Origin of the sequence: Bacillus cereus (assembly GCF_002577405.1) — a bacterium.
Taxonomy (GTDB): domain Bacteria; phylum Bacillota; class Bacilli; order Bacillales; family Bacillaceae_G; genus Bacillus_A; species Bacillus_A cereus_AU.
Genome location: NZ_NULR01000013.1, coordinates 37,061 through 59,037, shown reverse-complemented (window position 1 = coordinate 59,037; position 21,977 = coordinate 37,061). Strand labels below are relative to the sequence as shown.

The window sequence follows — 21,977 nt, the reverse complement described above, 5'->3', positions numbered from 1 at the left end:
ACTTATCATTTCCTTACATCTTGTATACTTTTATACATAAAGTCCATCGCTTCTGTAACTTTTGTTCCTGGATTTGATCCAAATAAGTCTGGTGGTAAAATCACTACACGATTTTGTTTTACTGCGTCTAAATTTTTCCACGCTTCATTTTTCATCATTTCGCCTTCGAATGCTTTTTTCACACTATTTGGATCTCCATGTGTAATTAAATAAATCACATCTGGATTCGCCTCAATAATGCGTTCTACACTTAACTGCGCATATTGCGGATATTCTTTCATTTCTGGAAAATCAGCTGCAATATTTTTCCCGCCTGTTTTTTCTAAAATATCACCTGATAACGATGTTGGTAATGCTGCTAAATAAGTACCTGGTGCGCCATACACTAGCAATGCTTTCACATCGCTCTTTTTCTCATATTTCTTCATTTGATTATTAATTTTTTGATTAAGTTCTTTTGCTTTATCCTCTTTCTTCATTACTGTTCCGTATAGTTCAATATTCTTTTGAATTTCTTGTACAGAATTCGCAGAAGAAATCATTACTTTCGTTCCTTGTCCTTCAACCGTTGGAACATTCTTTTGGAATCCATTGTTAGCAACAAGTACATCAGGCTTTAAGCTAGCAATTTGTTCAAAGTTCGGTTGATGCGCATTCCCAATTACTTGCGCTTTCTTTAACTCTTCTGGAAGAGTTAATTTCGTATCCGGACGACCTACTATTTTTCCACCTAAAGCATGAATAATATCCATGTCTCCCATACTTAATGTTGCAAAACTTTCAGGTGTTTTATCGAATGTTACCTTTCTTCCTGACAGGTCGGTAATTTCGATTTTCTCTTTTCCCTTTTCCGTTTTTGTTGCAGATGCTTTTTCGTCTCCTTTGGCACTGCAACCTATTAATAAGAAAAAAATAGATAGAATCGCTGTGAATAGCGTAATAGATTTCTTCATTCTTTCACCTCTAATTGATAATGATAATCATTAATTACTATTCTACTTTAATTGATAAAGATTATCATTGTCAATATAAAACGCATACATTTCTATAAAAAACAAAAAACGCTACAAAAAGACTCTTTCTTTTCGTAGCGCTCTATTCATCAATATTACTCACATTCATTTTCCTCTAACTGATTACGTATCACTTTTACACGCTGAAAGAAAAAGAATGATAAACTTAAAAATATAACGATGCTGCCCATCATAACGAAAGATTGTATCGTTTCTTTTGCTCCATTCGGAATCAATAAGCCAACCATTAACAATGTACTTACAGCGAGAAGGATTTGTCCGAACCGAGTATAATCTTCTATTTTCCCTTGCAATTCTTTCATTATATTCTCACTCCTCCATTTCACTGTATCATATTCTATTAAACTTAAAGACAAGTAAATACAGCCAGTGAGGGAGATGTTTTCCAAAAGAAAAAGAGTCGCAATGAAGCGACTCTTTCATATCCATTACACACCTTTATATGCTTCCATATAAATTTCTTTCAGTTCTGAAATGAGCGGTAATTTTGGATTAGCTGTTGTACATTGATCTTCAAAAGCTCTTTCTGCTAATATGCCAACAACCTCTTCAAATTGCTCTTTATCGACTCCCTGCCCTGCAATACTCATATTAATATTCAAACTTTTTCCAAGTACAATAATTGCTTGGACGAGTGATTCCACACCTTCTGCCGCTGAACTTGCTGGAAGCCCGAGCATTCTCGCAATCTGTGCATAGCGTTCATCTGCTACAAAGTGCTCATATTTTGGGAACAATGCGTGTTTTCTTGGCTTAATAGCGTTATACCGGACTACATGCGGCATAAGAATGGCATTTGCGCGTCCGTGCGGAATATGGAATTCCGGTCCAATTTTATGTGCTAAACTGTGATTAATACCTAGGAAAGCATTTGCAAATGCCATCCCTGCAATTGCAGAAGCGTTATGCATTTTTTCTCGTGCTTCTTCATCATTTCCATCTTTAAATGCTCTCGGTAAATATTTAAATACGAGATCAATGGCTTTTAATGCTAACCCATCTGTATAGTCATTTGCCATAACAGATACATATGCCTCAATTGCATGTGTTAATACGTCCATACCAGTATCTGCTGTTACATGAGGTGGTACTGTCATTACAAATTGTGGATCAACAATTGCTACATCTGGTGTTAATTCATAATCCGCGAGCGGATATTTTATATTATTTTTCTTATCTGTAATAACCGCAAATGGCGTTACTTCTGATCCTGTCCCTGATGTTGTTGGAATGGCAACAAATTGCGCTTTATTTCCTAAGTTCGGATATTTACATGTACGTTTTCTTATATCTAAAAACTTCTGTTTAATGCCATAGAATGTTGTTTCTGGGTGCTCATAGAAAAGCCACATCCCTTTTGCTGCATCCATAGCTGAACCGCCACCAAGCGCGATAATTACATCAGGTTTAAAGCTTTTCATCATTTCCGCACCTTTAAAAACAGTTTCATCTGATGGGTCTGGCTCAACCTCAAAGAACACTTCAACTTTCACATCATTTGTATGTTTACGTAAATAGTGCGTGACTGTATCTACATATCCGTGCTCAACCATTCCTGGATCGGTTACAATAAATGCACGTGAAATGTTAGGCATGTTTGCTAAATACGCTGTAGCATGTTTTTCAAAATAAATTTTTGGTGGCAATTTGAACCACTGCATATTCTTTTTTCTATTTGCCAGCCTTTTTATATTTAATAAATGTGTCGCTGTTACGTTTTGGGAAACTGAGTTTTTTCCGTAGGATCCACAACCAAGCGTAAGTGATGGAATAAATCCATTATATATCTCTCCTATTCCACCTTGTGATGAAGGTGCATTTACAATGAGACGGCAAGCTTTCATTCGTAATCCAAATTGTTTTTGCACTTCTTTGTTTGCAGAGTGGATGACTGCTGAATGTCCTAACCCACCAAGGTTCAACATTTCTTCGCAATATGTAAATCCTTCTTCTAATGAATTTGCTTTTATACAAGCTAATACTGGGCTCAGTTTCTCACGAGATAGTGGATATGCTGGTCCGATACCTTGTATTTCAGCTACAAGCATTTTTGTATGTTCAGGCACAGTAATTCCAACTAATTCAGCAATATACTGCGCGGATTTCCCTACAATATCACTATTTACTGCACATGTATTTTCATTTATAACTAGCTTTTCTAATTTGCTTCTCTCTTCCTCTGTTACAAAGTAACAATTGTTTGCAATCATTTCTGTTTTCATATCATCATAAATTTCCTTATCGACAATGATTGCCTGTTCCGATGCACAAATCATACCGTTATCAAATGTTTTCGATAAAATTAAATCATTAACAGCTCGTTTTACATGTGCTGATTTCTCTATATAACATGGTACATTACCAGGGCCGACGCCTAGCGCTGGTTTTCCAGTAGAATAAGCTGATTTCACCATACCAGCCCCTCCAGTTGCTAAAACAAGTGCCACACCATCATGGTTCATTAATTGCTTCGTTGCTTCAACAGACGGTCTTTCAATCCATTGAATACAATGCTTTGGCGCACCAGCTTTCACTGCTGCATCATATACTGTTTTCGCCGCTGCAACGGAACAATTTTGTGCAGAAGGATGAAAGGCGAAAACAATTGGATTTCTCGTTTTTATCGCGATTAACGCTTTAAACATTGTGGTCGACGTTGGATTCGTTACTGGCGTTACCCCAGCTACTACACCGACAGGTTCCGCAATTTCTATTATTTCTTCATGAGGATCTTCGTGAATAATTCCTACCGTTTTATCTTTCTTTATACTATGCCAAATATATTCAGTAGCAAAAATATTTTTAATGCATTTGTCTTCATATATACCACGGCCCGTTTCCTCAACAGCCAATTTTGCCAATGGCATATGTTGATCAACACCCGCTAGTGCCATTTCATGAACAATGTTGTCAATCTGCTCTTGTGTAAAACTTTCTAATGCTTGTAAAGCCTCTTGACCGTTATTTACTAACGTATCAATCATCTCTTTTACCTCTTGCATTTCATTTACAACTTTCTCTTTGACTACCATGTAAATTTCCTCCTATTCTGTTATCACGGTCTTTATAAGTCCCTATAGGTCATAATAAGTCCCGATTATCGTAAAAAAATAGAGTTACCTTCCTACATGAATCCCATTGTTTGTGAAGTATTTCACAAGTTTATTCGTGAATAATATTTCATGAATTCAATATACATGAAATCATTTCGTTTGTGTATGTCTAATTTGTGAAATGTTTCACAAATTAATATAATAAAAACACACTGCTCTATATTAGCAGTGCATTTTTTACTATGCTAGCGCTTGTGCTAAATCTTCCATTAAATCTTCACCATCTTCAATACCGACAGAGATACGAATTAATGTATCTGTAATTCCTAATTCTTTACGGCGATCTGCTGGGATTGATGCATGTGTCATTTGAGATGGGATAGAAATTAAACTTTCTACCGCTCCTAAGCTTTCAGCAAGTGTGAAGTATTGCAGTTTCTCAAGTACGTTATTTAACGTTTCTTCACTATCTACATCAAATGAGATAATGGCACCAAATCCATTTGCTTGTTCTGTTGCCAATGCATGGTTTTGATGTGATTCAAGACCTGGATAATATACTTTATTTACTTTTGGATGGTTATTTAAAAACTCAGCAATTGCACGTGAATTCGTTTCATGTTCTTCCATACGAATTCCTAATGTTTTTAAACCACGAAGTAATAAGAAGCTATCTTGCGGCCCTAGAATACCTCCTGTCGAGTTTTGTACAAAGTGAAGGTCTTCTGCTAGTTGCGGGCTATTTACAACTACTAAACCTGCAACTACGTCACTATGACCTCCTAAATATTTCGTTGCACTATGAAGTACAATATCTGCTCCTAAAGAAATCGGCGACTGCCAATATGGCGTCATGAATGTGTTATCAATAATTGTTAATAAATCTTTCTCTTTAGCAAGAGTAGATATTTTCTTAATATCAGTAATTTTCAGTAATGGGTTCGTTGGTGTTTCCACATAAATCGCTTTCGTATTTGGACGAATTGCTTCTACAACTTCCTCTAGGTTTGTTGTATCTACAAATGTATGCTCAATGCCAAAACGGTTTAATACTTTCGTAATAACGCGATACGTTCCGCCATAAACATCATCTGTTAAAATGACGTGGTCACCTTTTGAGAACAACATAATTGTCGCTGTAATAGCAGCCATTCCTGAACCAAATGCAAATCCAGCATGACCGTTTTCTAATACAGCAATCATTTCTTCTAAAGCTGCACGTGTAGGGTTACCTGTACGTGAATATTCATATCCTTGATGCTTACCAACTGCTTCTTGTTTATACGTACTTGTTTGATAGATTGGCACGTTTACAGATCCAGTTGATGGTTCTCCTATGCGAATACCATGAATTAACTTTGTCTTTGCTCTCATTTTTTATTCCCATCCTTTGTATATGTCTTTACTTAAATAACGCTCACTACTATCAGGAAAAATCGTTACAATATTTGTACCTGGTGCCGCTTTCTCCGCCTCAAGTAAGCTTGCATGAAATGCTGCTCCTGAAGAACTTCCAACGAGAAGACCTTCTTTTTGCGCCAATTCTTTCACGCGTAAAAATGCATTTCGATCAGAAATCGTATGAATTTCATCAAAATAAGATGTTTTTAAAAATGGTGGAATGAATTCAAGACCAATGCCTTCTGTTTCATGTGAACCAGCTTTACCCCCATTTAAAATAGATCCTTCCGGTTCTACAATAACCGTCTTAATATCAATGTTTTTCTCTTTTAAATAAGACGCAGTTCCCATAAACGTACCGCCAGTTCCTGCCCCTGCAACAAATATGTTAATCTCCCCATTTAGTGCCGACCAAAGTTCAGGACCTAGTGTTTTGAAATAAGCACGAGGGTTTGCTTCATTCGCAAATTGGCTTGGAGAGTATGAATTCGGTATTTCCTTTACTAATTCTTTTGCCTTTGCAATCGCGCCGGTCATTCCTTGTTCAGTCGGCGTATGCACAACTGTTGCACCTAACGCTTTCATTAACTCTTGTTTTTCAATACTAAATTTCTCTGGTACACATACAATGACGCGTAAATCATGTTCTAACGCTGCAAGTGCCAGTCCAATGCCAGTATTTCCAGCAGTCGGTTCAATAATTGTTCCGCCCTCTGCAACAAGCCCTTTTTCTAGCGCATCCTTGATTAATTCTCTTCCTAAACGATCCTTAACGCTTCCACCTGGGTTATAAAATTCAAGCTTTGCAAATAAACGGACCTCTTTTGGAAGTGAAAAACGAGTAATTTCTACAATTGGTGTATGACCAATTAACTCATGAACTCCACGATATACATTCATCGTGTTCTCCCCCTTATTTGCCAATAAAGAAAAGGCAACTGTATGTATTTTCTTTATATGAGACAGTTGCCTTTTTGTTACATTACTTTAACTCTTCTAGTACTTTTACGATAAAGTTTGTAGAATGAAGAGCTGCTTGATCTAAAAATTGATCAAATGAAACATTTGATTCTTTACCAGCAATATCAGAAAGTGCACGAATGATTACAAACGGAACTTCATATTGATGGCATACTTGCGCAACAGCTGCTGCTTCCATTTCTACTGCATAAAGATCTTCAAATTTATCACGGATTGCTGCAACGCGGTTCGGATCACTCATAAATGAATCTCCTGTTGCAATCATACCTTTTACAACTTGAATGTTTTCTTCAGTTTGCATACATTTTTCAGCTAATGCAACTAGCGCCTCATCAGCTTTAAATCCAGGCGGCATTCCTGGTACTTGACCATACTCATAGTTAAATGCTGTTACATCTACGTCATGGTGACGAACTTCTGTTGAAATAACTACATCACCAACATTTAGAGAATGGTGGAAGCCACCAGCTGAACCAGTATTAATTACTTTTTCAGGCTTATATTTTTCTAATAAAATTGTCGTTGACATCGCTGCATTTACTTTACCAATACCAGACTTTAACAAGATTACTTCATGTCCTGCTAATAGCCCTTTCGTAAATTCACAACCTGCAACCGTTTCTGTTTCTGCTTGTTCTAATTTGTCACGTAAAATACGTACTTCTTCTTCCATTGCTCCAATTACAGCAATTCTCAATCTAATCCCTCTTTCTATTGCTTAGTTGCCTCCATTACCCAAACGAAATGATTTAATCTCGTAAACGTTACATGGAAGCCATTGTTTTCAAAAATAGATTGCATGATAGGAATACGTGTATAGTATTCTGTTTGCAAATCGTTTGCTAACTGATGAAAACCTCTTTGTTTTGCTACTTCGACAGTTTTATCATATGCATCTTGATCTGTAAATATCGTATCAGCAAACACTATTTTACCACCTTTGTTTAGCAATTGACTATACTTCGCAATCGCTACGTCTTTTTCTTCATCTGTTAAATGATGAAATGCATAGGTGCTTACAATGGTATCAATTGAATTTGGAACTTCAAAAGAAAGAAAATCACCTTCTGTAATGGAAAACTCTTTTGGCAATTTCTCTTTAGCGATAATGCGCATTTCACGTGACGGTTCTATACCGTAAACTGTGCGGCCAGCAAGTAATAATTTATTTGTTAAATTACCAGTACCAACACCAAATTCTAATACATTACCAAATGACTTGTTAACTACATCCTCTAAAATGTCCTCATAACGAGCGAAAACCTCTTTATATTGTATATCTTCGCCTTGTACGAATGAGTCGTACGTATGAGCCCACTCATCAAATAAACCATTAAATTCTGTACCCATAAAAATTCCCCTTTTTCTTATCGGTTTTATCAGTATAATATGCCCTCTTTCTAAAAATGTCAATTGAAATGCACTTGGAATTTCCTTCTTTTCTTTGTTACACTATAGGTGATTACATAGGAGAGGGGGCGTCTTCATGTCATTTACCTTTGAAATGTTAGAAGATAAAGTAGAATTTTTTGAAGCGGGGGACTTAGCTTCTTTAGAACGAAAAATTAGTGAACAAATCGATAATAATAAAGCACTTATGCTTGAAGTTCATCATATCTCGCATCAAATGGTTATGGATTCTGAAAGCAAAAGACCGTACTATAGTGCGGTTGTTCATTTTAAATTAAAGAAATTACGCTAACTAAAAAAGAGAAGCTCATAAGAGCCTCTCTTTTTTAGTTTAGAGTTTGAACAAGTACTGGTTTCCAGCCTTCATTGTCTACCCAATCAATATTCACATAATATTTTTTACCTGATTGCTTATCTTGTACGTTGCCGTAAGCTTTATTCTTACCGTTATTTCCGATTCTATGAATAACTAATTGCTCTACCGGAACGTCAATTGCAGCTGAAATCGCTTGATTCATCTCATTCCAATCTGCTGTGCCTTTTTGGAATGTCATCGCAGGTGTTGCACCTTGCTGCGTACCTACTGGCTTCCAAGAAGATTTCGTATAAGCATCTGTTGCCTTTGGCTGTGTTTTTTCAGCTGGTACTTTCTCATTAGCTTTCGCTTCTTCTTCAGCTTTTTTCTTTTCTTCTTCAGCCTTTAGTTTCTCTTCTTCTTCCTTCTTAGCCTCTGCCTTCTCTTGCTCGTTCTTCTTCGTCTCTTCTTTACCTTTAGCTTTCTCAGCTTTATTCTCTTTTGTTGTTTGCTGAGCTACTTTTTTATCACTAGAAGACGCTTGCTCTTTCGTATTAGGAACAAACAATTGATATGCTACAATAGCTACCGCTACTAATACAATAGCAATCGCAATATTTAAAACACCGTTTTGACGACGTTTTTGTTGTTTCTGTTGAAATCTAGATCCTCCTGCCATTCTTCAAACCTCCATGCAGTTTTTCATACTTGCTATTGTAACATTAAATCTAGAAAGGTTGAACATTTACAATAATATTTTCACGAAATGAAAACATTTCATAAATAATTGCAAGATTACTGTTCATTTTCTAATCTATGAATTGCTTCTACCAGTTCTGTAAAAACTGGTGTAACTACATTTTTGTTACTATCTGTTTCTATATCAACTACAACTAAAGCGTATCTTGGATTTTCGTATGGAAAATAACCTGCAAACCAGCGATTTACTTTCGTTCCTTTTCCTGTTTGCGCTGTCCCAGATTTTCCTGCGACACTTAGTGGCAACGACCTGAATGCTGATCCTGTTCCTTTCTCCGCTAGTACAACACCTCTTAATAACTCTTGTAATGTTTTCACTGTTTCATACGAAAGCCGTTTTCCATTTAATGTATGGTTTTCAAATGTAAAATAATCCGTTCCATTTTTATACACTATTTTTTCAACAGCTTTCACTTCCATCTTTTCTCCATTTCTAGCAATTGTCGCCATCATATTTGCGATCGCTAGAGGTGATATCCGTACATCTTTCTGTCCAATTGCTGTTTGCGCTATCGCTTTTTTACTATTCTTATTTACTTCATTCCCCCAAATAATAGCACTCTTCTCTTCTGGTATTTGCTCAAAACGAGCTATATGAAATACCGAACCTTTCCAACCAACGTTTCCAGCGGCCCCTAAAGCTGCTACGTACGTTTCTAGCACCGTCTTATCCTTTTGTATTAGCTCGTTGCCTAACTCTGAAAATGTCCTGTTACAGCTTCTAGCAAAGCTCTCTTTAAAACTAAGTGTACCCATCATAACTTGCGGGCGGTTTTCACCATATAAATCTTTATTACAATTAAATGTACGATTAAACACATTTATATTTTGATCAATTGCTGCCGCTGCAACTACTGTTTTAAAAACAGAGCCCGGGAAATGTGGTGTTAACATTTGATTTTCAAGTGTAGTCTTATATACACTCTCATCTTTCACCTGTACAGATGGTTTGCTGATCATCGCTAAAATTTCATTTTTCTTCACATCAAGTAATACTAATCCCCCCTTCTTTATTTCACTTGCTTCAATCACCTCTTCTGCTTTTTGCTGCAACTCTTTATGTAAAGTAGTTTGAATCGTAACCGGATAAAATGGATTTCCGGGTGAAGTATATTTTGCTTGTTTTCCAAAAATCGGTTCTCCTTGTCGATCCACTTGATACAATACTTTTGCCTCTCCATCGGTCAATAGAAATTCATCAAATGATTGCTGTAATCCAGAAATACCAATTGGCGTTTGCTTCGAAATTTTTTTCACTTCTCCATATCGCTTTTGAAATTCTTGCTCATTCTCCCCCACATCACCAATTAAATGATTCATCGCTCCAGTTTGCTTTAATCGAACGTCAGTTGCTACAATCCCTAATACATTTAATTGGTTCACCTTCTCCATCTGCTCTCGTTCCAATCGAAATGGACCGTTTCCTCTTTGCAGTATAAATGCATTTTTCTTATCTTTCATTTGGTTTTCAATCTCTTCTCTTGACACACCAATGATATGCGCAATTTTCTCTAACATGCCATTTTTTATTTGTAAAAATGGAAAAACAATCAAAACTGGATATTTCTCTTCACCAACTTCCTTACCATTTCGATCTGTAAAATGCCCTCTTCCATTATCTACTGTAAGTGATTGTGTTCGTTGCGTAACACTTTTCTCAATTAAATTAATCTTACGATCAGTAAATGATTCTGTATCTATAATTTGTATTTGAATTAAACGACAAAGTAATAAAAACATGACACATATAAAAACAATTAAAACAATTGTAATTCTCCGTTTTATTCTCATAAAAAACACCTCGTCTATTGTAGTTTAGACGAGGTACTATTTTATTTATACAAGCTACAAAACAAAAAAAGATATTATATAAGCTGTTATTGATTCTTTGGCTTCTCTAGAAAGTTCATAAGAAGCGATCTAAATTCTGTTTCATTCACTCCAGTGTTTTTGGCAACTTCAATTACAGTAGTTGTTACGTTAGCCGCTACTTTTAAATATTCCTTACTTAAATTATTCATTTCATTTCTTTTTTCTTTAGCATTCTCGACTGTTACAGAATCAATACAAGCAATCATCTTATCTACAATTTGTAAGTAATTATTTTCTGCATCTATTATTTTTTGAATATCATCTTTATTACTTACTTTCGATTGTTTTAAATATGTATAGGCTTGATTCACTTCATCCTTTAAAATTTTATCATTATTCTTCGCCTGTTCTAGCAACATATTCTTCATGTCATCTATTGTTTTTTGATCCATTGAATCTCGCAATAAATAATCTGGATTCCCAATCGCATAATCATACTTAATTGTTACATTTTGAAATAATTTCATCACAATAGCTAATTGATACGCTACATCAAAATCATCAAATTCCTTTTTATCTTGTGGATTTTCTACGCTTTTTGAACTCTCAGCTGCTCTAGTATCCTTTTTTTCTTCTTGCTTTACTTTTTCGCCCTTTGATGATGTAGTTTCCTCATTCGTTCCACATGCAACGAGCCCTAATATGGATATACTACAAACCAGTCCTGTAAAGATTTTATGTTTCATAATTAGCCCCTTTTCTCCATTGAAACCTATAGTTCCTAATTATGATATCAAAGCTTAAAGTGATTTTTTGACATTTTTTGTCGAAGCATTCGAATGTTCATACAAGTTCTTCATTCTACAGATAAAATAAAAAAAGATTCTCNNGAGAATCTTTTTTTATTTTACAGAGATAATCTCTACTTGCATTTCTCCACCTGGTGTTTGGATTGCTACCTTCTCACCAATTTGCTTACCTAATAAGCTTTTTGCGATTGGAGAGTCGTTAGAAATTCTTCCTTCAAATGGATCTGCTTCTGCACTACCTACAATTGTGTAAGCTTCTTCGTCTCCACCTGGTAATTCTTTAAATGTTACTGTTTTACCTAATGTTACAACTGTAGACTCTTCACCATTGTCTTCAATGATAACCGCATTACGGATCATGTTTTCTAGTTGTGTAATACGTCCTTCTACGAATGCTTGCTCATCTTTCGCTGCGTCGTACTCAGAGTTCTCTGAAAGATCCCCGAAGCTACGTGCAATCTTAATGCGCTCTACAACCTCTTTACGTTTTACTGTCTTTAAATCCTCAAGTTCGTTCTCTAATTTTTGCTTACCCTCTTGCGTCATAGGGTATGTTTTTTCTATTGCCATATTTTCCACTCCTTTTATATACCAATCCCCTGAAAAAAGAGGAGTTCCATATGAAAACTCCCCCGCTTATATGTGTAGCGGAGGTTTCTAGCACGCCTGTACTAGCGGAGTTGTCACATACAACCCCGGATTCCCAATTCTTCTTTATATAAAGAAGATATGTATGGAGAGTTGATATAAATATGCCCTCACCTATATATAGATGAGGTTGCATGTTTCATTGTATTCGATAGGAAGGGAAAAAATCCCTTCCTATCGTATATCTTTTACTATGCTATTACAAATTTACTTTTTGTTCAAGAATTGTTGCAATTTTTGTCACCATAATATCAATTGCAACGTGGTTTTGTCCACCTTCAGGGATAATAATATCCGCAAATTTCTTAGAAGGCTCAATAAATTGATTGTGCATTGGACGTACAACACTTACGTATTGATCAATAACTGAATCCATTGTACGACCACGCTCTTTAATATCACGCTGCATACGGCGCAGGATACGAAGATCTGCATCTGTATCAACGAATAGCTTAATGTCCATTAACTCACAAAGACGTGGGTCTTCTAAAATAAGAATTCCTTCTAAAATGATTACATCTTTCGGCTCAACTGGAATAATGTCTTCCGAACGTGTATGCAATGTATAGTCATATACAGGCTTATCAATTTGCTCATATGCAAGCAACTGCTGCAAATGTTCAATTAACAGATCATTATCAAACGCAAGCGGATGATCATAATTTGTTTTTAAACGCTCTTCCATTGGTAAATGGCTTTGATCTTTGTAATAATAATCTTGCTCTAAGATTAAAATAGAATGACCTTTAAAATGGTCAAAAATCGCTTTCGTTACACTCGTTTTACCTGATCCCGAACCACCAGCAATTCCAATTACAACAGGCTTATTCGTCCCCATTCGACTATCACTCTTTCTTATTGAAGTATGCTTTTGCGCATCATATTATTCACATACACTGGTTGATCCACTTTGAATTTCACGATTTGCAACGGATGTCTCGCTGCATCTAATTCGTTTCCATCCTCATCCCAAATTTTCTCCACCGTCTGCGTAAAGTTTTCTATTTCCGGTCCAAAGAACTCCACTTCATGTCCTGGTTTGAAATGATTACGTTGCTCAATCGTTACGATGCCCGTTTCTTCATTATAATCTAACACTAAACCAGCAAAATCATACGTTGTTTTCTTACTATGATTTCCAAACATTTGCTCTTGATGTCCTGGAACCCCTTCAAAGAATGCAGGAGCTGTATCACGATTTGCACATTTATCAAGCTCATCTAACCATTCTTGTTTAAACTCAAAGTTATCTGGATCCGCACAATACGCATCAATTACTTTACGATATACAGTTGCTACAGTCGCTACGTAATGGATAGATTTCATACGTCCTTCAACTTTTAAGCTGTCAATTCCAATTTCAATCATTTTCGGAATTGATAAAATTAAATTTAAATCTTTTGGACTCATCGCAAAGTGAGCATCTTCTTCTTGGAATAGAGGAAGCTCTTTTGCATCTTTATGTTGTGATACTGTTTGAACTAAATCATAGTCCCAGCGGCAAGATTGACAACAACCACCACGGTTAGAGTCACGCGCTGTCATATGGTTACTTAATGTACATCTTCCTGAATAGGCGATACACATTGCACCATGGACGAATGCTTCAATTTCAATATCCACTTTTTCTTTAATTTCTTTCATCTCTTCATAGCTTGCTTCACGAGCTAATACAAGACGATGTAAACCTTCTTCTTTCCAATACTGTGCTGCTTTCCAGTTGGATAGTGATTGTTGTGTACTTAAATGCACCTCAACAGAAGGTGCTACACGTTTACACGTCTCAATGATAAGCGGGTCAGCAACGATAATTCCCGTTACGCCAGCTTTTTCAATCCCTTTTAAATATTCCTCTAGCCCGTCCATATTTTCATTATGTGCAAAGATATTTGTTGTTACGTATATTTTTGCTCCATATTTCTTTGCAAATTCAACGCCTTCTGCCATGTCTTCCAGCGTAAAGTTACCTGCATTCGAACGAAGACCAAATTCTTGTCCACCTAAATATACAGCATCTGCCCCATAATGGATAGCTACTTTTAATTTTTCTAAGTTACCCGCAGGGATTAACAGTTCAGGTTTCTTCACAATAACGCGTTTGCCATCGATCACTCGTGAAATTTCTTGTACAGTCATTTCCTACACCCTCCTCGTTTAGTAAACCGTTTCTTTAAAGAAGAATCCTGTATCTAACGGACGATTTACTGGTTGCATTTCTTCTATCTCTTTATATAAATCCTCTTTCACGTCATAATACGTATCACGATCTTCTACACATAAATCAATTGCTTTACGATATTTCTTCGTAACTTCAATAATGTATTCAGAGCTTTTTAATACCCCATCAACTTTTAAGCTATCGACTTCAGCATCAATTAGTTCTTCTAATTCATCAATGAAACAAATATCGTTCGGACTCATAATGTGAGTACCATTTTCATCTTCATAAATTGGGTATTTATTATTACGCTCTGGATCATGTAAGAACATATTCTCTTCATACTTTTTCTTTTCGATGTCAAGATTACGCCCTTGATACTCAAAATAGTTTCCTACTAATGAACGCTTCGATTGGAACATACAAGTCATACCGTGAATTTGTACTTCAAGTTCTACTTCAGCATTTTCTTTTAATTCAACAATTTCATCTAAGCTAAGCTCGCGAGCTAATACAGCGCGTTTTGCACCTCTTTGCCCCCAATAGTTACAAGTAAACCAGTTTGTTGCTGTCGTTTCTGTATTCCAGTGCAATTGCATGTTTGGTGCAACTTCACGAACAGCCATTAATACCGCTGGATCTCCGAAGACAATTGCATCTACATTTACTTCGTTTAAAAATGCAACGTAATCTGTCAATTCTTCCACCTTATCATTGTGGAACATCGCATTCATAGCTACGTATACTTTCATACCATTTTCATGTGCAATATTCACAGCTTGTTTCACATCTTCACGTGAAAATTCCCCCGCTAAGCGTAAACCAAACTTTTGCTCACCGATTATTACCGCATCTGCTCCTGCTTTTGCAAGAGGTTCGATATCCGCCACTGCTGTTGGCGTTACTAACAATTCAGGTTTCTTCATACCTTTGTCACCCTCTCTTTTTACTAACAGCTACTCCATCACCAATTGGGAAAATCGTTGTATCGTATCCTTCATGGTTCATAAGCCATTCATTGTACGTCTTAATACGGCGGATTAAACCACGTGTACGTCTGTTTTCAATCTTTTCTTTTGTCGTTACAAGACCATGGTACATAACATTATCTGAAATAATAACGCCACCAGGATTTAATAACGGTTCGTATAAGTCAAAAAAGCGACGGTATTGCCCTTTCGCTGCATCAATAAAAATAACATCAAATGTTCCATGTTCTTTCACTTGTTCGCCCGTTTCTAAAGCATCACCATAAATAACAGAAATGCGATCTGTTACTGGGGAACGTTCTATATATTCAAGTGCCTTTTCATATCGTTCACGATTGCGCTCTACTGTCACAATACGCGAATTCGGAATAGCTTCCATCATACGAATACTAGAATAACCGATTGCTGTTCCAAGTTCTAAAATGCTTTTCGGTCCAATTAACCGTAAAAATTGCAGCATAAATTCCATTCCAAGTCGATCCATAATCGGCACATGATTTTCTGTTGCATATTCTTCCATTTCAAGAATTAATTTATCTTTTGGATCAATAAATGATAATAGGTACTCGTTAACTGCATCCTCCATAAATGGTCCTCCTTATTTACATGGAGAAGTGCCTCTATGACGTCTTTTCGCACATAGAATGCAATAAAAATACAAGCCAGCTTTACCCTTAGCTTGTACGTCCCGTTTTGATATTAAAAACGATTCTTCTGCCAGTTTTTAACCCGATATATTTTACCACAAAAAAGAGGGATGTGCGACACTTTTCGCTATCCCTCCCCATTTCACTGTTTTTTCGTAATATATTTTTGCTTTAATGCATTATGCTCTTCTAACGTTTTCGCATAGTACACTTCACCACTTGGTGCTGCTAAGAAATAATAATAATCTGTTTGTGCAGGTTCTAACGCTGCTTCTATTGATTGTTTACCAGAGTTTGCAATCGGTCCAACCGGCAACCCTTTCACAACGTACGTATTGTACGGAGAGTTTACTTTTAAATCCTCGTATAATACACGTTGTTTATGCTTTCCAAGTGCGTATAATACCGTTGGATCGGTTTGCAGCGGCATACCTTTCGCTAAACGATTATAAAAGACACTTGAAATCTTTTGACGATCAGTAAAGCCCGTTGCCTCTTCTTCAATAAGTGAAGACAATGTTAAAAGCTGGTGAACATCCCAGTTCTTCGCTTTCATTTTCGCCTCGTTTTGAACAATGATTGCATTCGTTTTCTCAAGCATTGGAATTACGATTTCTTCTAACGTCGTATCCTTCTTATAGAACGAATACGTCGCAGGGTATAAATAACCTTCTAACGGATATTTAATATTACTATCAAAAATTTTATCCGTTAATAACTTCGGATACTTTTGCTGCATTTTTTGAACGAATGCTTTATCGTTTAATTGACGCACAACGTCATCTTTATTCCACTTTAATTCTGCAGCAATCACTTCTGCTATTTCAGTTACTTGCGCTCCTTCTTTAATCGTCAGTTTATAAAGAGCTGGACGATGGACATTACCCGATGACATTTGTTCAATGACATCTTTAGCACTCATTGAAGGATTCAACAAATATGTACCAGCTTGTAAATTTTTCGATTTAGCCTTTGTATAAAAACTAAAAACTGTACCGTTTTTCACAGCACCTTTTTCTTCTAAAATCTCACCTATTTTACTAGTAGATGATCCTTTTGGAATCTCTACTTCAATCTCTTTTTTATTCCCGCTATCAACTGGTCCTAATGCCGATGAAATATACGCATAGACTGAACCACAAACTAAAAGCAGTGCAATAATCGAAAATAAAAAAATACGTCTACGCTTCTTTTTCACTTGATTCTCTATCAAAATTCTTCCTCCTTATTCAATTGTAGGCCATATGTACATATTTCTATACAACACGATGAAAAACCACAACAAACTTACCTATCTTTTTTTGATAGGCATTTTTATTTTTCTACAATCCGTCTCATTATACTACAAAGGATTACGCAGTTTCGACAAAAAACCTTTCATTTTACATATGAAAACAAAAAAGATGGACTATATGTCGTCCATCTTTTCAGTACTTACTATTCTGCGTCTTGTTCTGCCTCATCAGCTAGAGTGTTAAACATTTCTTGTACCATTTCCCACTCTTCTTCAGATTCGATTGGAAGTAAAGTTCCGCCCTCTTCTTCATTTTGCTCATAAGCCATTGCATCATAAATTTGGTCTCCATCTTCGTCTACTTCACCGATTGGAGAGAAGACTACGTATGATTTTTTACCAAATTTTTCAGCATCAAAAGTGAAAATAATTTCACATAAATGTTCGTTACCTTTTTCGTCTACAATTGTAATTTGATTTTCTTCCATTTTGGTCACCTCTTATTTACTATCTAAAAATCCTTGTAAGATTACGACTGCAGCCATCTTATCGATGACTTGCTTTCTCTTCTTACGACTTACATCAGCTGATATGAGCAGACGTTCCGCTGCCATCGTCGACAAACGCTCGTCCCACATTACAACTTCTAATTGTAACAGCTCTCGTAGGTTTTCTGCAAATTGCTGGCACGCTTCACCACGCGGGCCAATTGTACCATTCATATTTTTAGGTAAACCTACTACTATTTTGTCCACATCATACTGTTTTACTAACTCAGAAATACGGTCAAAACCAAAATGACCTCTTTCTTCGTTAATCTTAATTGTTTCCAGCCCTTGTGCTGTCCAGCCCATTTCATCGCTCATTGCAACTCCGACTGTTTTTGTACCTACATCTAAACCTAATATCCGCATAAACTACTCCTCACGATGATGTTTCAAGTAAGACTTCACAAGCTCTTCAATTAACTCATCACGTTCAAGCTTGCGAATGATGCTTCGTGCATCTTTATGGCGAGGTATGTATGCTGGGTCTCCACTTAATAAATAACCGACGATTTGGTTAATCGGATTATAGCCTTTTTCTTGAAGTGCATCATACACAGTTAAAAGTACATCGTTTACATGGACACTCTGTTTTTCATCTTGAATGCTAAACTTCATTGTTTTATCAAAACCGTCCATTTCAAGCACCTCACTTATATAGTAAGTATAGGGAGAAGAACTTCTCCTCTCCCTACCATTGTACACTACTATCTCTTTATTTTGAAACAGATTTAACGTACTCTTGTACAAATGCTAAAGCTTCTTCAACTTGAGCTGGGTTTTTACCGCCTGCTTGCGCCATATCAGGACGGCCGCCACCGCCACCGCCGCAACGAGAAGCTACTTCTTTCACAAGCTTACCAGCATGGTAACCTTGACTAATTAAGTCTTTCGTTACGCCAGCTAAAATGTTTACTTTATCATCATTTACAGACGCTAAAACAACAACTGCAGACTCTAATTTATTTTTCAGGTCATCCATCATCGTACGTAAGTTGTTCATATCTGCAACATTTACTTTCGCAGCTAATACGTTCACGCCATCAACAGTCATTACTGAATCAGTTAAGTTTCCAGCTTCGATATTGCTTAATTTCGCAGCAAGAGATTCGTTTTCTTTTTGCAGTTGTTTCACTTCAACAAATAAACCATCAACTCTTGTTAAAATATCTTTCGGATTTGTTTTCATTTTTCCAGCTGCTTCTTTTAATAAACCTACTTGATCGTTCATTAATTCGTATGCAGATTTACCAGTTACCGCCTCAATACGACGAGTTCCTGCACCGATACCAGACTCAGCAACAATTTTGAAAATACCGATAGAAGCTGTGTTATCAACGTGACAACCACCGCAAAGCTCTAAGCTGTAATCGCCAACTTGTACAACGCGTACAACATCACCGTATTTTTCACCGAATAATGCCATTGCACCCATTTCTTTCGCTTCTTCAATTGCTTTTTGAGAAATCTCAACATCAATACTTTCCCAAATTTTCTCGTTTACGATACGCTCAATTTTTTCTAATTCGTCAGCTTGTACTTGACCGAAGTGAGAGAAGTCAAAGCGTAGACGTTCAGAAGTTACAAGAGAACCAGCTTGGTTAACATGCATTCCTAGTACGTCTTTTAATGCTTGGTGTAGTAAGTGAGTTGCTGTATGGTTTTTCACAACGCTACTACGATTCTTTGTATCAATAATAGCTTTCACAGCCGTGTCTTTCGTTAATGTACCTTCTTCCACAACAACTTTGTGTAAGTTTTGACCGTTTGGTGCTTTTTGTACATCTTTTACAAGCACTTTCACGCCATCTGCAAGAAGATAACCACGGTCTGCAATTTGTCCACCGCTCTCAGCGTAGAATGGCGTTACATCAAGCATTAACTGTCCTTCTTCACCAGCTTGCAAGCTATCTGTGTATTCACCATTTTTCACAAGTGCAACAACGTTACTTTCTGTTGCAACTGTACCGTAACCAACGAATTCACTTCCTACTTTAACTTCTCCAAGGACACCGCCTTGAACTTGCATAGAATCAACGTCTTGACGAGCAGCACGTGCACGCTCACGTTGTTTTTCCATTTCAGCTTCAAAACCTTTATGGTCAACTGTCATACTAGCTTCTTCTGCATATTCTTCTGTTAATTCAATTGGGAAACCGTATGTGTCATATAGACGGAAAGCGTCTACGCCAGAAATAACAGTTGTTTTTTCTTCTTTCGCTTTTGCAATTACTTCAGCTAAAATTGCTTCACCATCATGAAGTGTTTCATGGAAACGCTCTTCTTCGTTTTTCACAACTTTTGCGATGAAATCTTTCTTCTCCAGTACTTCTGGATAGAAATCTTTCATTACTTCTCCAACAACCGGCACTAATTCAAACATGAATGGACGGTTGATGTTTAATTTCTTCGAATAACGAACAGCGCGGCGTAATAAACGACGTAATACATAACCACGGCCTTCATTAGATGGAAGAGCACCATCACCAACAGCGAATGTTACAGTACGGATATGGTCAGCAATTACTTTAAATGCCATATCTTTTTCTAAATCGCCATTACGATACTTCTCACCAGAAATTGATTCTGTTGCGCCAATCATCGGCATGAATAGGTCTGTATCAAAGTTCGTAGGTACATCTTGAACGATAGATGTCATACGCTCTAGACCCATCCCTGTATCGATGTTCTTCTTAGGAAGTGGTGTATATGAACCGTCTGGATTATGGTTAAATTGAGAGAATACAAGGTTCCATACTTCTAAGTAACGCTCGTTTTCTCCGCCCGGATATAATTCTGGGTCACTAAAGTCATTACCGTAAGCTTCTCCGCGGTCATAGAAAATCTCTGTATTCGGTCCACTTGGTCCTTCACCGATATCCCAGAAGTTTTCTTCTAAGCGGATAATACGCTCTTTCGGAACACCCATTTTCTCATTCCAAATTGTGAATGCTTCCTCATCTTCTGGATGGATTGTAACTGATAGTAATTCTTTATCGAATCCGATCCATTTGTCGCTCGTTAAGAATTCCCAAGCCCAAGTAATTGCTTCTTCTTTGAAGTAATCACCGATTGAGAAGTTTCCTAACATTTCAAAGAATGTATGGTGACGAGCTGTTTTCCCTACGTTTTCAATATCGTTTGTACGAATTGATTTTTGAGCATTTGTAATACGTGGGTTTTGCGGGATTACACGGCCATCAAAATATTTTTTTAATGTTGCTACACCACTGTTAATCCATAGAAGAGATGGATCTTCATGTGGAACTAGTGATGCACTAGGTTCTACTGCATGTCCTTTTTCTTGGAAAAAGTCTAAAAACATTTGACGAATTTGTGCGCCTGTTAGTTGTTTCATTGTATTTTCCTCCTTAAATATAAAAAACTCCCGTCCCTATAAAAGGGACGAGAGTTAACTCGCGATACCACCCTAATTATGAATTGATTATTATAACAATCAATTCATCACCTCATGGTGCCGTAACGTGGCAAGACGGCAGTGATTAGCTGCTCTCAGGATTAGCTTTCTGTTACCCTTCATTTAAAGCTTCTCTCAGCCATTGGAAGCTTCTCTCTATAAATGGACTGTAACGTACTTGTTCCGTCATTGATTTAATGTATTATATGACTAAATATAATAGAATTCTCTTAAGTTTGTCAATGTAGATAATCATTTATATTGTATCAATTGCTCATTAACCATAGTTATTCTACTATTCATTCTTAACAGCCTTTTCATATATTATGCAATCCATTAATAAATCGTACTATTTTCATGAAAATATCTACATAAACTTTTCTGAATATTATATTTTTGTTACAATTAATTATTAATAGCAAAGGAGCGATTACTATGACAACCGTATTGAACAAAGCTAAAAATATATTAACGGCTGACGAAACAATTTTGTTTTACGCAGCATGTTCATTAGATATATTTATATATCGTTCCGTCGCAAGGCCCGGGCTGTTAATTTTAACGAACAAAAGACTCTTCTTTTATGGACCAGATATAAGCAAGAATCCAATATTTGAAGAGTACTCTTTCGCAAAAATTTCTAATCTAAAAGAACAAAAGCGTCTTTTCAGCAATCAAATTGTATTTATGTATGATACGGAATGGAAAAGAATAAAACATATTCAAACAAATGATGTGAGCTCACTTGTTCAAAAAATACAAGAACAACTCCCTAAATAAGCAT

The 21,977-nt window shown here is 36.5% G+C and carries 22 protein-coding genes and 1 other annotated feature; of the genes, 2 read left to right on the top strand and 20 right to left on the bottom strand.

Going from position 1 to position 21,977, the window contains the following annotated elements:
- Positions 1–5: 5 nt before the first annotated feature.
- From COC96_RS16015 to COC96_RS15980, 7 genes are all read right to left on the bottom strand, one after another.
- Positions 6–953, bottom strand: a complete 948-nt coding sequence (locus tag COC96_RS16015) for an ABC transporter substrate-binding protein (protein WP_098268172.1) — start codon at positions 951–953, stop codon at positions 6–8.
- 155 nt (positions 954–1,108) lie between these two features.
- Complete coding sequence (locus tag COC96_RS16005; RefSeq protein ID WP_088230642.1) at positions 1,109–1,336, bottom strand: YrhC family protein; 228 nt, start codon at positions 1,334–1,336, stop codon at positions 1,109–1,111.
- A 126-nt stretch (positions 1,337–1,462) separates the two neighbouring features.
- Positions 1,463–4,066, bottom strand: coding sequence for a bifunctional acetaldehyde-CoA/alcohol dehydrogenase (gene adhE, locus COC96_RS16000; RefSeq protein WP_098268174.1), 2,604 nt, complete (start codon positions 4,064–4,066; stop codon positions 1,463–1,465).
- A 261-nt stretch (positions 4,067–4,327) separates the two neighbouring features.
- On the bottom strand, positions 4,328–5,461 hold the full coding sequence (locus COC96_RS15995) for a bifunctional cystathionine gamma-lyase/homocysteine desulfhydrase (protein ID WP_097905220.1): 1,134 nt from the start codon (positions 5,459–5,461) through the stop codon (positions 4,328–4,330).
- Between the two features lie 3 nt (positions 5,462–5,464).
- The gene (locus COC96_RS15990) at positions 5,465–6,388 is read right to left on the bottom strand and encodes an O-acetylserine dependent cystathionine beta-synthase (RefSeq protein WP_098268175.1); all 924 of its coding nucleotides are present in this window, start codon (positions 6,386–6,388) and stop codon (positions 5,465–5,467) included.
- A gap of 82 nt (positions 6,389–6,470) precedes the next feature.
- Positions 6,471–7,166 (bottom strand): 5'-methylthioadenosine/S-adenosylhomocysteine nucleosidase, encoded by a 696-nt coding sequence (gene mtnN / locus COC96_RS15985; protein WP_071712933.1) that lies wholly within the window; start codon positions 7,164–7,166, stop codon positions 6,471–6,473.
- Between the two features lie 14 nt (positions 7,167–7,180).
- Positions 7,181–7,819, bottom strand: coding sequence for a class I SAM-dependent methyltransferase (locus COC96_RS15980; RefSeq protein WP_098268176.1), 639 nt, complete (start codon positions 7,817–7,819; stop codon positions 7,181–7,183).
- A gap of 136 nt (positions 7,820–7,955) precedes the next feature.
- Here COC96_RS15980 and COC96_RS15975 point away from each other — a divergent pair, with 136 nt between their 5' ends.
- Positions 7,956–8,171, top strand: a complete 216-nt coding sequence (locus COC96_RS15975; RefSeq protein ID WP_000010986.1) for a YrzA family protein — start codon at positions 7,956–7,958, stop codon at positions 8,169–8,171.
- A gap of 34 nt (positions 8,172–8,205) precedes the next feature.
- Here the strand turns inward: COC96_RS15975 and COC96_RS15970 are convergent, their stop codons facing one another.
- From COC96_RS15970 to alaS, 13 genes are all read right to left on the bottom strand, one after another.
- On the bottom strand, positions 8,206–8,853 hold the full coding sequence (locus COC96_RS15970; protein ID WP_098268177.1) for a YrrS family protein: 648 nt from the start codon (positions 8,851–8,853) through the stop codon (positions 8,206–8,208).
- Positions 8,854–8,969: 116 nt separating this feature from the next.
- The gene (locus COC96_RS15965; RefSeq protein ID WP_098769046.1) at positions 8,970–10,724 is read right to left on the bottom strand and encodes a peptidoglycan D,D-transpeptidase FtsI family protein; all 1,755 of its coding nucleotides are present in this window, start codon (positions 10,722–10,724) and stop codon (positions 8,970–8,972) included.
- An 86-nt stretch (positions 10,725–10,810) separates the two neighbouring features.
- Positions 10,811–11,491, bottom strand: a complete 681-nt coding sequence (locus COC96_RS15960; RefSeq protein ID WP_098268179.1) for a hypothetical protein — start codon at positions 11,489–11,491, stop codon at positions 10,811–10,813.
- Between the two features lie 156 nt (positions 11,492–11,647).
- A complete protein-coding gene (gene greA / locus COC96_RS15955; protein ID WP_097905214.1) occupies positions 11,648–12,124 on the bottom strand; it encodes a transcription elongation factor GreA in 477 nt (158 codons plus the stop codon).
- Positions 12,125–12,401: 277 nt separating this feature from the next.
- On the bottom strand, positions 12,402–13,040 hold the full coding sequence (gene udk / locus COC96_RS15950; protein WP_098268180.1) for a uridine kinase: 639 nt from the start codon (positions 13,038–13,040) through the stop codon (positions 12,402–12,404).
- A gap of 17 nt (positions 13,041–13,057) precedes the next feature.
- Complete coding sequence (locus COC96_RS15945; protein ID WP_000217964.1) at positions 13,058–14,338, bottom strand: peptidase U32 family protein; 1,281 nt, start codon at positions 14,336–14,338, stop codon at positions 13,058–13,060.
- Positions 14,339–14,356: 18 nt separating this feature from the next.
- On the bottom strand, positions 14,357–15,286 hold the full coding sequence (locus COC96_RS15940; protein WP_098769045.1) for a peptidase U32 family protein: 930 nt from the start codon (positions 15,284–15,286) through the stop codon (positions 14,357–14,359).
- A gap of 7 nt (positions 15,287–15,293) precedes the next feature.
- Complete coding sequence (locus tag COC96_RS15935) at positions 15,294–15,935, bottom strand: O-methyltransferase (RefSeq protein WP_097905211.1); 642 nt, start codon at positions 15,933–15,935, stop codon at positions 15,294–15,296.
- Between the two features lie 203 nt (positions 15,936–16,138).
- Positions 16,139–17,209 carry an endolytic transglycosylase MltG gene (gene mltG, locus COC96_RS15930; protein WP_098268183.1) on the bottom strand — a complete coding sequence of 357 codons (1,071 nt, stop codon included), beginning with the start codon at positions 17,207–17,209 and terminating at the stop codon, positions 16,139–16,141.
- Positions 17,210–17,433: 224 nt separating this feature from the next.
- Positions 17,434–17,718: a DUF1292 domain-containing protein gene (locus COC96_RS15925; RefSeq protein ID WP_097905209.1), complete on the bottom strand. Its 285-nt coding sequence runs from the start codon at positions 17,716–17,718 to the stop codon at positions 17,434–17,436.
- 12 nt (positions 17,719–17,730) lie between these two features.
- The gene (gene ruvX / locus COC96_RS15920; RefSeq protein ID WP_001221200.1) at positions 17,731–18,144 is read right to left on the bottom strand and encodes a Holliday junction resolvase RuvX; all 414 of its coding nucleotides are present in this window, start codon (positions 18,142–18,144) and stop codon (positions 17,731–17,733) included.
- A 3-nt stretch (positions 18,145–18,147) separates the two neighbouring features.
- Positions 18,148–18,414, bottom strand: coding sequence for an IreB family regulatory phosphoprotein (locus COC96_RS15915; RefSeq protein WP_000348590.1), 267 nt, complete (start codon positions 18,412–18,414; stop codon positions 18,148–18,150).
- Positions 18,415–18,490: 76 nt separating this feature from the next.
- Positions 18,491–21,133 carry an alanine--tRNA ligase gene (alaS, locus tag COC96_RS15910; protein WP_098769044.1) on the bottom strand — a complete coding sequence of 881 codons (2,643 nt, stop codon included), beginning with the start codon at positions 21,131–21,133 and terminating at the stop codon, positions 18,491–18,493.
- 40 nt (positions 21,134–21,173) lie between these two features.
- Positions 21,174–21,392: a binding site (T-box leader), on the bottom strand.
- 236 nt (positions 21,393–21,628) lie between these two features.
- Here alaS and COC96_RS15905 point away from each other — a divergent pair.
- The gene (locus COC96_RS15905) at positions 21,629–21,973 is read left to right on the top strand and encodes a PH domain-containing protein (RefSeq protein ID WP_098268185.1); all 345 of its coding nucleotides are present in this window, start codon (positions 21,629–21,631) and stop codon (positions 21,971–21,973) included.
- Positions 21,974–21,977: the final 4 nt, after the last annotated feature.